A 12376-nucleotide genomic window follows, 5' to 3' on the forward strand; every position below is an offset into this window, starting at 1 on the left:
AAGGCGATGATCGCCGAAAAGCGATGATCGGTTGAAAAGCGATGGCCCGCCCCCGTCAGGGGTGGGCCATCAGCGTCTGGCGGGTTCGGCCTCGTTCTGTTCGCCGCGATCGGGGACGAAGCGGTAGCCCACGTTGCGGACGGTTCCGATGAGCGCCTCGTATTCGGCGCCCAGCTTGGCGCGCAGGCGCCGTACGTGCACGTCCACGGTGCGGGTGCCGCCGAAGTAGTCGTAGCCCCAGACCTCCTGCAGCAGCTGAGCGCGGGTGAAGACCCGGCCCGGGTGCTGCGCGAGGTACTTCAGCAGCTCGAACTCCTTGAAGGTGAGGTCCAGCGCGCGCCCGCGCAGCCGGGCCGTGTAGGTGGCCTCGTCGATCGACAGGTCACCGCTGCGGATCTCGTCGGGGACCTCGTCGGCGGATGCCAGCGACAGCCGCCCGACCGCCATCCGCAGCCGGGCCTCGACCTCCGCCGGGCCCGCGGTGTCGAGGATCACGTCGTCCAAGCCCCACTCCGCCGTCATCGCCGCGAGGCCGCCCTCGGTCACGATCGCCATCAGCGGGCAGGTGACGCCGGTCGTGCGCAGCAGCCGGCACAGGCTCTTGGCCTGAACGAGCTCGCGGCGCGCGTCCACCAGGATGGCGTCCGCCGGGGGCGTGTCGATCAGTGCGGAGGCCTCGGCGGGTGCGACCCGCACCGAGTGCAGCAGTAGTCCGAGTGCCGGGAGTGTCTCCGCCGATGGCTCCAGAGCGTTGGTCAGCAGGAGCAGATTGCTCACATGAGCCTCCTCGCACCATGTCGGCTCGGCGCCGTTTGCAGCACTGGAAACCGCGACAGCCGTACAAACACGTAAGGACCCGGGGGCCACATCGCCCGAGTCCATTAATTCGTAGGGTAGCTCACACGAAGTTTGGGTCCAATGTGCGTCACCCGTGTGAACAACACGTCACGTGGTTTAGCGCCGTAACGTGACGGTGACGGTGAGCTTCCACGAGGTGACGTGAGGGTGAGGGGAGCGGCACGTTATGGCCAGGGGAACGATCCGCTACTGGGCGGCGGCCAAGGAGGCCGCAGGCGTGCCGGAGGAGCCGTTCGACGCGGAGACGCTGGGAGACCTGCTCGCGGGGATCTCCCGCGATCCGGCCGTCGAGCGCGTGCTGCGCCGGTGCTCCTTCCTCGTCGACGGCGCACCCGCGGGCACGCGCGATCCGGCGACGATCGACCTTCCCGACGGTGCCGTGGTCGAGGTTTTACCCCCCTTCGCCGGGGGATGAGCCGCAAGTGCCTCTCCCGTCAAGGCACTACTCTGATCACAGTGGCGCCTTCGGAGGGGTCGGATGCGCAAGTTGGTCGTTGCCGTGGCCCTGCTGGCCATCGTGCTCGTCGTGCTCGACCGGGTCGCCGTGGTCGGGGTGCAGCGTGAGATCGCCCGCCAGATCGAGGCGAAGTACGACCTGGCGGAGACCCCGTCGGTGCAGGTCAAGGGCATTCCGTTCCTCACCCAGGCCATCTCGGGCCGGTACGAGGAGATCAGCATCGGCATCGGGAAGACGGAGCGGGAGGGCGTGCAGCTCGAACGTATCGACGCCACGCTCTACGGCGTCACCGCCCCGCTCTCCGACCTGATCCAGAACGCCTCGGCCGCCGAGATCAGGGCCGACCGCGTGACGGGGACCGTGGTCATCTCCCGGCAGACCCTGTCGGCCCGCGCGCCGCGCGGCATGAAGGTCGAGGGCACCGACGGTGACGAGCTCCGCGTCTCCGGCAACGTGACCGCGTTCGGGAACCAGGTGCCGGTCACCGCCGACATGAAGATCCAGGTGGTCCAGGGCGGGATACGGCTCACGCCCACGAACGTGAAGATCGCCGGCGGCATCCCTGTGCCGAACCCCGAGCGATACATCTCGTTCACCGTGCCGGTGAAGAATCTGCCGCTCAACCTCAGGATCACCCGCGTGAAGTCGACGAGCGAAGGGCTCGCGGTGCAGGGCACCGCGTCCGATGTCCCCCTCCGATGAGGGCTCGCGTGACGGTCGTCACACCGCCGAACCATCGCGCCCCGGCGTACGTGATGAGGGTGTGAGTCCAGCCGGAACGGCCGACGAGGAGCTCATACGCGCACTTTGGGAAGATCACGGAGGGCCGCTGTACGGCTACGTGCTGCGGTTGACCGGTGATCGGGGCAGGGCGGAGGACGTGGTGCAGGAGACGCTGCTTCGGGCCTGGCGGCATCCCTCCGGGCTCCAGGGACGCCCGGTTCGCGCGTGGCTGTTCACCGTCGCCCGCAATCTCGTCGTCGACCAGCACCGGGCCCGCAAGTCCAGGCCGCAGGAGACGGGGGACGAGGCGCTCGCCGTGCTGCCCGCCGCCGACGAGCTGGAACGGGCCGTCGAGTCGTGGGGAGTGGCGGAGGCGCTGGCCTCTCTCAGAGCGGAGCACCGCGAGGTGCTCCTGGAGACGTACTACCGGGGGAGATCGGTGAAGGAGGCGTCGGAGGTCCTCGGCATCCCACCGGGAACGGTGAAGTCGCGGACCTACTACGCCCTCCGGGCGCTGAAGCTCGCCCTGGAGGAACGGGGGCTGGCACCATGACCTGCGAGGAGGTGCGGATCTCGCTCGGCGCGTACGTGCTGGGGGCGCTCGACGCCGAGGAGACCGCCGAGGTCGAGGCCCACCTGGACACCTGCGCGGCCTGCCGGGCGGAGCTGGCCGAGCTGTCCGGGCTGCCGCCGTTGCTCGCCCGCGTGTCGGCCGAGGACATCGAGCGCGCCGCCGCGCCGCCGCGCAGCGTGCTCGACGGTGTCTTCGCTGATGTTCTGGCAAATGCTCTCGCGGATGCGGGTTCCAATCCGCATGCGGGCGCAGGTCCCGGCACGGCGCCGGCGGTCGCGGCGTCCGCCCGGCGCGGGCGCCGGTCCCGCGTGCTGCTGGCGCTCGCCGCGTCCGTCGTCGTCGCGGCCGTGGGAGGCACGGCGTGGGTGTCGGCGGCGCAGAGGGGCTCGGAGGGCACGGCAGCGAGGTCGGTCGCCGCGGCCCCGGACCAGGCGAGCCGCGCGGCGAAAGGCCAGGCTGCACCGGATCAGGCAGCGCAGGACCGGGCAGCCCAGGACCAGACGGCGCAGGACCTGGCGGGCCGGGCCGACAAGTCGGCGGAGGCATTCGGAGAGCCCTTCGCCGCCCAGGAGTCGCCCGCGCCCTTGTCATCGTCCGGGCCCGTGTCCTCCTCGGCGCCCTCGGCCACGGCATCCGACGGAGTCATGGCGAGGAAGGCCGATCCGTCGCGCGCCGAGGCGACCGCCACCGCGCCGGCCACACCGTCCGAGGCGCGCGGAAGCAGCGGCGACGCGCGCATCGTCGTGCGGTTTGCGCCGCACGACGGCGGGACGCAGGTCGTCGCCAGGGTCGCCGGAGTTCCCGCGGGCACGGTCGGTACGTGGCGCGCGGTCGCCAAGGACGGCACGGTCTCGACCCTCGGCAGCTGGACCGTGGGCAGAGGCGAATATCGCGGTCAGAAGATGGTCCTCGAAGGCTCGACGGCGTTGCGGCCCGGCCAGATCGACCGGATCGAGCTCGTCGACACGGGTGGCCGCGTCCTGGTGACCGCCAGGCCGTGACCCTAGCCGTGACCTCTCACTGTTACCTCGCCGTGATCCGGCGCGGGAATCAGCCGCACCCGGCGTACGGTTGCAGACGGTGATGGCAGGGATCGCGACCGTCGTGACCACGCTCGTGCTGGGCGTGGTCGTCGGGCTGGTCCTGAAACGGCGCGACGGAAGGATGCGGGTCGTGGAACACGCCCCGGTGACGAGCGCGGATCTCGCCGCCGACCTCGGCGAGCGTGCCACGCTGGTGCAGTTCTCGACCGCGTTCTGCCAGCCCTGCCGGGCGACGCGCCGGATCCTGGACGAGGTGGCCGCCATGGTGCCCGGGGTCCGCCACGTGGAGATCGACGCGGAGTCGCGCCTCGATCTGGTCAGGCGATTCGGCGTCCTGCGCACCCCGACCGTGCTCGTCCTCGACGGCGCGGGCAACGTGGTGAAGAGGGCGTCCGGCCTGCCGCGCAAGGCCGATGTCATCGGCGCGCTCGGCGCGGCCGTGGACGGCACGTCTCACGGACCGTCTCAAGCATCGGACAAGGTGTGACAGATGCCGAGACGGAAGGTACTGTCGTGGTCATGACTCCCACGACAGAGCTGCTCACGAAGCGCCGCGCGGTGGACTTCTGCCGCGTCGCGACCTCGCTCTGTCGCATGGCCTGAGGGTGATTCCTGCGACTTCGTGTCGCTTTCCATGAATCCTTCAGGAGCATCCCCACGATGCAGATCGACCCTCGTGGCCCGCGTTTCGGAGCGGCCGTAACCAGCGTGGTACTCGCGGTCGTACTGGTCGCGCAGAATCCCTGGCTGCTCGCCGCACAGGCGGTCGTCTTCGCGCTCGGCGCCGCCGGCGCGTCGCCGTACGGGCTGGTTTTCCGCCGGTTAGTACGGCCGAGGCTGGGGCCGCCGGCCGAGATGGAGGACGCGGCGCCACCGCGGTTCGCGCAGGCCGTCGGGCTGGGGTTCGCGCTGGTGGGACTGATCGGATTCGCGGCGGGGATCACCCCACTGGCCTTGGGTGCGACAGCAGCGGCACTGCTGGCCGCCATCCTCAACGCAGCGTTCGGCTTCTGCCTGGGCTGCGAAACGTACCTGCTCATTCGCCGTCTACAACCTGGGAGAATCCAATGAGCCGCTCCGCCGTTCTGGTGGACGCCGACTGGGTCGAGGCCAACCTCGACACGCCCGGTGTCGTGCTCGTCGAGGTCGACGAGGACACCAGCGCCTACGACAAGGGTCACATCCGCGGTGCCGTGAAGATCGACTGGAGGACGGACCTGCAGGACCCGGTCCGCCGCGACTTCGTCGACAAGGCCGGCTTCGAGGCGCTGCTGTCGTCGCGCGGCATCGCCAACGACGACACCGTCGTCCTGTACGGCGGCAACAACAACTGGTTCGCCTCCTACGCCTACTGGTACTTCAAGGTCTACGGCCACGGGAACGTCAAGCTGCTCGACGGCGGGCGCAAGAAGTGGGAGCTGGAGTCCCGCGAGCTGGTCAAGGACGTCGTCGAGCGGCCGGCCACGCAGTACGCGGCCTCGGAGCCCGACAACGACATCCGCGCCTTCCGCGACGACGTCGTCTCCGCGATCGGCAAGCAGAACCTGGTCGACGTCCGCTCGCCCGACGAGTTCACCGGCAAGCTGCTCGCCCCGGCCCACCTGCCGCAGGAGCAGGCGCAGCGCGGTGGCCACGTGCCCACCGCCCGCAACATCCCGTGGTCGAAGGCGGCCAACGACGACGGCACCTTCCGCTCCGACGACGAGCTCCGCGAGCTCTACTCGGGCGCCGGCGTGGACCTCTCCAAGGACACCATCGCCTACTGCCGTATCGGCGAGCGCTCCGCGCACACCTGGTTCGTGCTGCACGAGCTGCTCGACCAGCCCAACGTCAAGAACTACGACGGTTCGTGGACCGAGTACGGCTCGCTCGTGGGCGTGCCGATCGAGCTGGGGGAGGCCCGCTGATGACCATCCAGGGTTGCGCTGCTCCTGAGCAGACCGTCGCGCTGCCGGCCGGCATCGACCTGTCCAACCAGGCCGTGATCCAGGGCGTCGTCACCGGCGCCGGCACGGCGTACGCCCGTCTGCTGGACCACAGCGGCGAGTTCACCGGCGAGGTCGTCGTCTCCGACGAGGGCATCTTCCGGTTCTTCGCCGCGCCCGGCCAGTGGACCGTCCGCATCATCGCCGGCGGCGGCGTCACCAAGGACGTCCCCGTCGAGGCCAAGCTCGGCGAGGTCGCCCAGCTCGCGGTCACCGTCTGATCCACTGCTCGACGAGAAGGCCGGTGCGTTCCCGCGAACGCACCGGCCTTCTGCGTTTTCCTGTGGACGGCTAGTATTACGTGCTACTTGTAATACGTGATGGGGATGAGCGCGATGCGACTGAACAGCAAGGGACAGGTGACCATTCCCGCCGAGATCCGCGAGAAGTACGGCCTGCACCCCGGCGACGAGGTCGACGTCGTCGAAGTGGGCGACACCCTGCGGATCATGCGCCGGGAGAGCAGCAGCACGCGGGGCCGGCGGGCCGCGCAGCGACTCCGTGGCAGTGCGACGACGTCCATGACCACTGACGAGATCATGGGACTGCTGCGTGACGAGTAGTACTCTGCGCGTCGTCCGCGAGCAGGTCACCCTTGTGGATTCCTGCGTTCTGCTCGACGTCGCCACCGACGACCCCAAATGGGGGGCCTGGTCCGCCGACGCCCTGGCCCGGACGCTGGACGAGGGACGGCTGATCCTCAATCCGGTCGTCTACTCCGAGGTGTCGGTCGGCTTCTCGAGCATCGAGAGCCTCGACGAGGCGTTGCCGCCCGAGGACTACGAGCGTGAGGACGTGCCCTTCGAGGCGGCTTTCCTCGCCGGCAAGGCATTCCTCGCCTATCGCAGGCGTGGGGGTGAGAAGAGGTCACCACTGCCCGACTTCTTCATCGGCGCGCACGCTGCGGTGCGGAAATACCGGTTACTGACCCGCGACACCACCCGATATCGGACCTACTTCCCCACAGTCGAGCTCATCGCTCCGTAGGGAGGAGCGAGAGCCGATAGCATGCGGCAGGTGTCCGGAACGTCCGCACTTGCCGCCCCCCTCCAGGATGCCGCGCCGCGCCGGGCCTCCTGGATGCTGTCGCCCTACGCGCTGCCGCTGAACGCCCTGCGGATCATCGCGAAATGCGCCCTCCCGCTGATCTTCTGGTTCTCGGCCGGACGGCTCGTGCGCTGGGCGCTGCTCCTTCTGGCCGCGACCGTCTCGCACGGCTCGTGGTATCAGGCCCGGCTGGTGCTGGTGATGTTCCTGTTCACGCTCGTCGTGATGACGTCGCTCGCCACGACCGTCGGCATGCTGTACGTCGTCCGCGAGGCGCTGCTCGAGACCCAGGCCCGGCGTGTGGCCGGCGAGGCCAAGGAGAGCCTGCTCAACGCGCTCAACCGGACCGCGCTCGTCTTCGCCGGCCTCTACACGACCTGGGGGTTCGTCGCCGACGACGCCCGCGAGTTCTCAAGCATCGACGTGATGCGGCAGCCGGACCGGTATGTGCTCGATGCCGGCAGCGGCGACGACAGCGGAGTTATGGGCGGGCTCATCAGCCTCGACCCGAGGATCTCCCTGGCCACGATGGTCGTCGCCTACGCGGTCAAGTGGTATTTCGGCCGCCGCCACGAGGCGGGCGAGGGCCGTATCTCCGGCATGCTCGCCACCTTCGGGGAGCTCGCGTTCGCCTTCTACGGGCTCAACGCGGTCGCCGCAGCCGTGGGGGCGCGCTCCGACTGGATCGGCCAGCGGTCCGCCGTCGCGGCCTGGCACGATCTCGCGGCCAGGGCCGAGGAGAGCGTCCCGGGATGGAAGTCGGTCTCGGAGTGGCTGGGCGGCGTCTGGCCGTACGCCGTCGACGCCCTCGCCATCCCGCTCACGTGGCTGACGGTCGGCATCCTCGTCTACGGCGCCTACGCGGAGGACACCCGGACCACGATCAGGGGGACCCGCCTGGAGCAGGCGGCGGTGCACCTGGAGCGCACGCACGACTGGACGCGTCTGGCCCTGGCGAAGCTGAGCGCCGGCTGGACCTCGCGGTGGATCCCGCTGCTCAACTCCCTGCGCCTGACGGTGCGCGGGGGCGCCCCGCTGTTCGGGCTGTTCGCCCTCTGCTACGTCGGCCTGCACATCGGCGGCGACTATCTCCTCAGAGCGGGCCGCTATCTCACCGCGAGCGGGGAGCCGTACCAGTGGATGGCGACCGGCGAGCCGCTCGCCTATGTCGTGGACCTGGTCGTCACCCTGGTGTCGATGTGCCTGATCGCCGCCACCTTCGACCTGGCCGCGACGCGGGCGCGGGCGGAGGGCGCGGCGTCCGTCACCGGCGGAACCGCAGAACCTGATCGTCCTTCTCCGTCGCACTGAAGGCGTCCTTCACGAAATCCTCGGCAGACTGACCGGGCACGCTACGGTAGGTGCTCGGCCGCAGCGCGACCTCGACTTCGTCGGCCACGGGCGGCGGGACCACCGCCATCATCTCCAGCCGGTACGGCGTGCCGATCACGTTGTCCTTGGTGTCGGGTGGCGTCTCGTTGTTCACCATCTCCACCTGCCACGTGCGCCCGGCTCGGTCGGTGAACGTGATCTCCGCCGGCTCCCCGTGGCGAATGGCGCCCTCGGCGTCGAGCGCGGTCCTGGTCACCAGGACCTTCATCCACTGGCGGTCGGACCGCTCCGGCTTGCCGGTGGGGTCCTTGACCTTCTCCACGGTCACCCGCCACGACACGTGCTGCCAGACTCCCGCCTGGCCGGGTGGCACGACATGGACGGTGTAGTCGGGGCGGGCGTACTTGTACGTCTGGTAGCCGAACACCGTGGGGCCGGCGACGGCGAGCACGACGGACAGCACGGCTCCCCCCACGAGCAGGCCCGTACGCCGTGCGGGGGCTGAGGGCTCCGGTGCGGACACTTCGGCGGGCGGCGCCGTGGGCGCCTCCCCGAGCGTCTCCCCGGGCGCCTGCGCGGACGGGAGAGCGGGAGCGAGCGCCATGGGCGGCGGCTGCCGGTTCGTCCGCAGCGCGGGAAAAGGCTGTGTGGAGCTGTCCTCCGCTTCGGGCTCCAGAGGCGGCCACACCCGCAGGTCCGTCGGCGGCTTCAGCGTGCCGGGGATGGGCACGGAGAGCGGCGCCCTCGGCCGGGGGGCGGGAAGCGCGCCGCTGTAGGTGATGTCGGAGGTCTGCTCGGCCGGGGGCGCGAACCAGTCGCGGGCGTCCGGGCCGTTCCTCGGCGGGGTTCCGTCCATGGGCGTCTCGGTCATCGGCTCTCGCTCACGAGAGAGTGGTTGTCCTCCGCCTGGGAGATCAGCCGGGCGGCGGCGGCGCCGGACAGCTTCAGATCGATCTGCGCCTCTGGCGCGTAGTTGTCGCTCACCAACGGGCTGACGGGAGGGATGAAGACGAGGTCGGCGCCCGGCACCGCGTCTTCCGGCACCTCGAAGACGAGCAGCCCGCTGGTCCAGAATCCGGGCTGGATGTACTTGTTGAACAGTGTCAGCGTGTCGTTGACCTTGTCCGTCGGCTGGTAGCGCCGGCCGTCCGCGGTCAGCAGGACGGGGGGACCGAGTCTGCTCAGCTTGAAGGGCTCACGCGCGCTCGTCGCCGAGATGTCGACCAGGAGGAACAGATTGCTCGTGGCCACCTTGGTCACCTTGTTCGAGTAGTCCGTGGTGTCCACGGCGCGGGCGGCCGTGACCGACAGGACCTTGACGGTGAAGCGCTTGGTCTCCACCGTCTCGCCGATCCGGCCGTTGTAGGTCAGATAGGAGGTGCGCTGCTCGAAGGACATCGAGAAGTGCTGCTGTGCGTAGACCGCGGCCGCCGCGAGCACGATCCCGGCCACTCCCGCGGCGATCCGCCGCCCCGAACCGCGCCTCGGCGGCTTGGCGCGGACCGCGCGGCGGGAGACACGGTTGTCCGTCTGCGTGGCCGCCATCAGCTGGTCTCCTTCCGTACGGGAAGGGTGATCCGCGTGGCCACCTCGGGTTCGAAGGTGCCCTTCTCGTCCGTGTACGCGCCTGCGAGCATCCAGTCATAACCCTGGTTCAGCAGTCCGAGTTGCTCGTAGGCGAACGAGCCCACGTCGAGGCTGATCTCCGGCGGCGCGGTCGCGGTGGGCTCGAGTTCGTACTTCACCACGACTGTGGTGGTGATGCCGGGATGCAGTTGGTGGCTCTCGACGCCGAGACTGAGCACGGAGACCTCGGGGCCGTACTCGGTCTTGATCTCCGGACGGGTCCGCAGGAGGGAACCGGCGAAGGAGCCGAACGGCGAGTACCTCCCGGCCTCGGGCATGACCCCGACCGAGGCGGTCCTGTCGCCCACGTTGGTGACCTTGAGGACGAGCTCCAGGTAGCGCTTGTCGGTACCGAAGTCGCCCTTTTCGGTGATGTCGATCGCCTTGATGAACTGGGTGTGGAACAGCCCCTGGTCGATCATGTCTCCGGGCGAGACCGTCGCCGGGGGCTTGTCCGGGGCGTCCTTGAAGCCGCCGAAGGCGGCGGTGACGCCGACGCCCACCACGGCCAGCGCGAGGGCGACCGGGACGATGACCGGGCGTCGTCGGCGGGCGCCATTGGGGGATGACGTCATGGCAAGCGATGGTAGTACGACCACAGTTGCCCCATTGGCCGCAATGGTTCGACCCCTCGCGTGGAAATACGTCCGAATGGCGAGAAGCGCGCCCTGACAGGGCTTCCAGCTCCTACGCTGTGACCGAGGCGGACATGGAGGGCCCGTGGGCGACCCGCACCCCGAGCATGCCCAGTTGCAGGCGGATCGGATCTACCTGGGCTGGCAGTATGCGCTGCTGTACCCGGATCCCGGGCCGCCGCCGAAGCGACCGGCCAGGGAGGATGTCACCGAGCCTCCGGCGGACGCCGACACCGAGTGGATCCACCGCGAGCGGCTCCAGAAGGACCTGCTCAACCGCCCGGTCAAGATCTTCCGTACGTTCATGGCCGTGGTGGCCGCGGGGATCCTCGTCCTCGGCGTGACCGGCCTGCTGAACTGGTCGTTCGTGATGCTGGGCCTGGTCGCCGCGGGCGGCGTGGCCGCCATCTGCACCTACGCCATCAGACAGGGCGACCGCACGGTCAACGAGCGGCTCGACGCGCGCCGCCGCAAGGCCCTGCGGGAGCAGGAGCGCCGCCGGCAGGAGATCGTCACGGCCCAGGAGGAACACGCCGCGAAATACCGCGACTGGGCCGAGAAGAAGAACCGCTTCGACCAGCAGATCAACTGGTACGCCGTGGCGGTGCCCGACGACATCGACCGGGTCGACGTGGCCGGGGGCACGCTGACCGGCTGGTCGGCGCTGCTCACGCTGATCGGCGCGACCCGGCTCTACAGCGGCGGCCACCTGACCGTGCTCGACCTGTCGGAGGGCGCGATCGCCAAGGATCTGATCGAGCTGGCGCGCAGGGGCGGGGACGACCCGCTCGTCTGGGTGCTCCCGGTGGACCTGCCCCGGCTCGACCTCGGCGCGACCCTCAAGCCCGAGGCGTTCGCCGACGTGCTCGCCCACGTGGTGAGCGTCAGCGAGGAGACCAGCAGGGACATCGGCTTCGACAACGCGATCCTGGAGCGCGTGCTCGAGGTCCTGGGCGAGAACGCGACGATCAGCCAGGTCACCGCCGCCCTGCGGGCGCTCGCACAGGTGGGCGACCCGCGCGACGACATGAAGGGCGGCCTGCTCACGGCGTCGCAGCTCGAACGCATCGGCATGCTGTTCGGCCGGGGCGTGGCCGACCGGGTGGTCATCGAGCGTGCCTGGGCGCTGGAATCGCAGCTGCGCAAGCTGGAGACGCTGGGCTCCCAGGCCGTACGGCTGCCGCCCGCGCGGCTGCGGGTCGTCAGTATGGACCGGCAGGCGGGGGTCTTCGGCAACCGGGTCCTCGGGACCTACGTCGCGACCGCGCTCACGCACATCCTGCGCCAGTCGCCGGCCAGCGAGCGGCCCTGGTATCACACGATCATCGTGGCCGGCGCGGACAAGCTGCGCGGCGACGTGCTCGACCGGCTCATGGACGCCTGCGAGACCTCGCGCACCGGGCTCGTGCTGACCTACCGCAGCCTCACCCCGACCGTGCGGGAGCGGCTCGGCCGCGGACACGCGGCGGTCGCGTTCATGCGCCTGGGCAACGCCGAGGACGCCCGGGTGGCCAGCGAGCACGTCGGCACTGAGCACCGTCTGGAGCTCGCCCAGCTCACCGAGACGTTCAGCTCGGCGGTCAACGGCCCGAGCGGCTTCTACACCTCCACCGTCGGCGAGAGCCGTACGGAGGGGGAGGAGAAGGGCGACGGCGACCTGCGGGAGGACATCACCGAGTCGACCGAGTGGGGACGGCGCGCCCCCACGGTCGCCGACGGGGTCCTGCAGCGGTCGCGGGAGTTCCTGGTCGAGCCGCACCAGCTCCAGCAGCTCCCCACGACCTCCGTGATCGTCACCTACTCGACCGCGGAGGGACGCCAGGTGCGCCTCGCGGATGCGAATCCGGCGATACTCACCTTCCCCAAGACGACGCTGGGGGAGTTCGAGGAGATCCGGAGGGCCGCCCTCGCGCCCCCCGAGCCCGAGCCCGAGCCGGAGCCGGAGCCGGAGGAGCCCGTGCTGCCCGATGTGCCGCCGAACCTGCCCCCCAATCTGGGCCCGCCGCCGCCTCGGCTCGACTGGCGCAAGCGGTCATGACCACTCACGAAACGTCACATGCGACCATGACACGGTCCGCTGTCGGTAAGAGCATCGT

General features: G+C 69.9%; 16 protein-coding genes. 12 read left to right on the top strand and 4 right to left on the bottom strand.

All coding sequences use genetic code 11. The annotated features are described in order from the left end of the window. Nucleotides 1–69: 69 nt before the first annotated feature. Nucleotides 70–777, bottom strand: a complete 708-nt coding sequence (locus ACGFIB_RS13815; protein WP_357251393.1) for a winged helix-turn-helix transcriptional regulator — start codon at nt 775–777, stop codon at nt 70–72. Nucleotides 778–1024: 247 nt separating this feature from the next. Here ACGFIB_RS13815 and ACGFIB_RS13820 point away from each other — a divergent pair, with 247 nt between their 5' ends. From ACGFIB_RS13820 to ACGFIB_RS13870, 11 genes are all read left to right on the top strand, one after another. Beyond that, a complete protein-coding gene (locus ACGFIB_RS13820) occupies nt 1025–1273 on the top strand; it encodes a MoaD/ThiS family protein (protein ID WP_142574366.1) in 249 nt (82 codons plus the stop codon). 63 nt (nt 1274–1336) lie between these two features. After that, nucleotides 1337–2017 (top strand): LmeA family phospholipid-binding protein, encoded by a 681-nt coding sequence (locus ACGFIB_RS13825; RefSeq protein ID WP_357264642.1) that lies wholly within the window; start codon nt 1337–1339, stop codon nt 2015–2017. A 61-nt stretch (nt 2018–2078) separates the two neighbouring features. Further along, the gene (locus ACGFIB_RS13830; RefSeq protein WP_244311171.1) at nt 2079–2591 is read left to right on the top strand and encodes a sigma-70 family RNA polymerase sigma factor; all 513 of its coding nucleotides are present in this window, start codon (nt 2079–2081) and stop codon (nt 2589–2591) included. Further along, nucleotides 2588–3613, top strand: a complete 1026-nt coding sequence (locus ACGFIB_RS13835; RefSeq protein ID WP_393371668.1) for a zf-HC2 domain-containing protein — start codon at nt 2588–2590, stop codon at nt 3611–3613. The genes ACGFIB_RS13830 and ACGFIB_RS13835 overlap by 4 nt, the downstream gene beginning before the upstream one ends. Nucleotides 3614–3776: 163 nt before the next feature. After that, a complete protein-coding gene (locus tag ACGFIB_RS13840) occupies nt 3777–4142 on the top strand; it encodes a thioredoxin family protein (RefSeq protein WP_223853970.1) in 366 nt (121 codons plus the stop codon). A gap of 173 nt (nt 4143–4315) precedes the next feature. Next, nucleotides 4316–4726, top strand: a complete 411-nt coding sequence (locus tag ACGFIB_RS13845) for a DUF4395 domain-containing protein (RefSeq protein ID WP_393371671.1) — start codon at nt 4316–4318, stop codon at nt 4724–4726. Further along, the gene (locus tag ACGFIB_RS13850) at nt 4723–5562 is read left to right on the top strand and encodes a sulfurtransferase (RefSeq protein WP_142574371.1); all 840 of its coding nucleotides are present in this window, start codon (nt 4723–4725) and stop codon (nt 5560–5562) included. Before ACGFIB_RS13845 ends, ACGFIB_RS13850 begins: the two co-directional genes overlap by 4 nt. Next, a complete protein-coding gene (locus tag ACGFIB_RS13855; RefSeq protein ID WP_142574372.1) occupies nt 5562–5861 on the top strand; it encodes a DUF1416 domain-containing protein in 300 nt (99 codons plus the stop codon). The genes ACGFIB_RS13850 and ACGFIB_RS13855 overlap by 1 nt, the downstream gene beginning before the upstream one ends. 114 nt (nt 5862–5975) lie before the next feature. After that, nucleotides 5976–6203, top strand: a complete 228-nt coding sequence (locus ACGFIB_RS13860; RefSeq protein ID WP_393371675.1) for an AbrB/MazE/SpoVT family DNA-binding domain-containing protein — start codon at nt 5976–5978, stop codon at nt 6201–6203. Beyond that, nucleotides 6193–6627, top strand: coding sequence for a type II toxin-antitoxin system VapC family toxin (locus tag ACGFIB_RS13865; protein ID WP_142574374.1), 435 nt, complete (start codon nt 6193–6195; stop codon nt 6625–6627). Before ACGFIB_RS13860 ends, ACGFIB_RS13865 begins: the two co-directional genes overlap by 11 nt. Before the next feature lie 30 nt (nt 6628–6657). Continuing rightward, entirely contained in the window at nt 6658–7998 is a 1341-nt protein-coding gene (locus ACGFIB_RS13870; RefSeq protein WP_393371678.1) for a hypothetical protein, read from the top strand. On the opposite strand, the gene ACGFIB_RS13875 is transcribed toward ACGFIB_RS13870, so the two are convergent. The 3 genes from ACGFIB_RS13875 to ACGFIB_RS13885 are packed head-to-tail and all read right to left on the bottom strand — an operon-like array spanning nt 7952 to nt 10220. Then, on the bottom strand, nt 7952–8890 hold the full coding sequence (locus ACGFIB_RS13875) for a hypothetical protein (protein WP_393371681.1): 939 nt from the start codon (nt 8888–8890) through the stop codon (nt 7952–7954). The two genes, ACGFIB_RS13870 and ACGFIB_RS13875, sit on opposite strands and share 47 nt — an antisense overlap. Further along, a complete protein-coding gene (locus ACGFIB_RS13880) occupies nt 8887–9564 on the bottom strand; it encodes a DUF4352 domain-containing protein (protein ID WP_357251412.1) in 678 nt (225 codons plus the stop codon). The genes ACGFIB_RS13875 and ACGFIB_RS13880 overlap by 4 nt, the downstream gene beginning before the upstream one ends. Continuing rightward, nucleotides 9564–10220: a hypothetical protein gene (locus tag ACGFIB_RS13885; RefSeq protein WP_142574378.1), complete on the bottom strand. Its 657-nt coding sequence runs from the start codon at nt 10218–10220 to the stop codon at nt 9564–9566. Before ACGFIB_RS13885 ends, ACGFIB_RS13880 begins: the two co-directional genes overlap by 1 nt. Before the next feature lie 145 nt (nt 10221–10365). Here ACGFIB_RS13885 and ACGFIB_RS13890 point away from each other — a divergent pair, with 145 nt between their 5' ends. After that, nucleotides 10366–12318, top strand: coding sequence for a hypothetical protein (locus tag ACGFIB_RS13890; RefSeq protein WP_393371686.1), 1953 nt, complete (start codon nt 10366–10368; stop codon nt 12316–12318). The last annotated feature ends 58 nt before the right edge of the window (nt 12319–12376 follow it).

Source organism: Microbispora bryophytorum (assembly GCF_043197435.1).
Classification (GTDB): Bacteria; Actinomycetota; Actinomycetes; order Streptosporangiales; family Streptosporangiaceae; genus Microbispora; species Microbispora bryophytorum.

Coding starts and splice junctions, on each gene's coding strand:
- ACGFIB_RS13840 (WP_223853970.1), top strand. CDS start 3,777: ATGCGGGTCGTGGAACACGCCCCGGTGACGAGCGCGGATCTCGCCGCC.
- ACGFIB_RS13885 (WP_142574378.1), bottom strand. CDS start 10,220: ATGACGTCATCCCCCAATGGCGCCCGCCGACGACGCCCGGTCATCGTC.
- ACGFIB_RS13825 (WP_357264642.1), top strand. CDS start 1,337: ATGCGCAAGTTGGTCGTTGCCGTGGCCCTGCTGGCCATCGTGCTCGTC.
- ACGFIB_RS13845 (WP_393371671.1), top strand. CDS start 4,316: ATGCAGATCGACCCTCGTGGCCCGCGTTTCGGAGCGGCCGTAACCAGC.
- ACGFIB_RS13835 (WP_393371668.1), top strand. CDS start 2,588: ATGACCTGCGAGGAGGTGCGGATCTCGCTCGGCGCGTACGTGCTGGGG.
- ACGFIB_RS13820 (WP_142574366.1), top strand. CDS start 1,025: ATGGCCAGGGGAACGATCCGCTACTGGGCGGCGGCCAAGGAGGCCGCA.
- ACGFIB_RS13880 (WP_357251412.1), bottom strand. CDS start 9,564: ATGGCGGCCACGCAGACGGACAACCGTGTCTCCCGCCGCGCGGTCCGC.
- ACGFIB_RS13860 (WP_393371675.1), top strand. CDS start 5,976: ATGCGACTGAACAGCAAGGGACAGGTGACCATTCCCGCCGAGATCCGC.
- ACGFIB_RS13875 (WP_393371681.1), bottom strand. CDS start 8,890: ATGACCGAGACGCCCATGGACGGAACCCCGCCGAGGAACGGCCCGGAC.
- ACGFIB_RS13855 (WP_142574372.1), top strand. CDS start 5,562: ATGACCATCCAGGGTTGCGCTGCTCCTGAGCAGACCGTCGCGCTGCCG.
- ACGFIB_RS13850 (WP_142574371.1), top strand. CDS start 4,723: ATGAGCCGCTCCGCCGTTCTGGTGGACGCCGACTGGGTCGAGGCCAAC.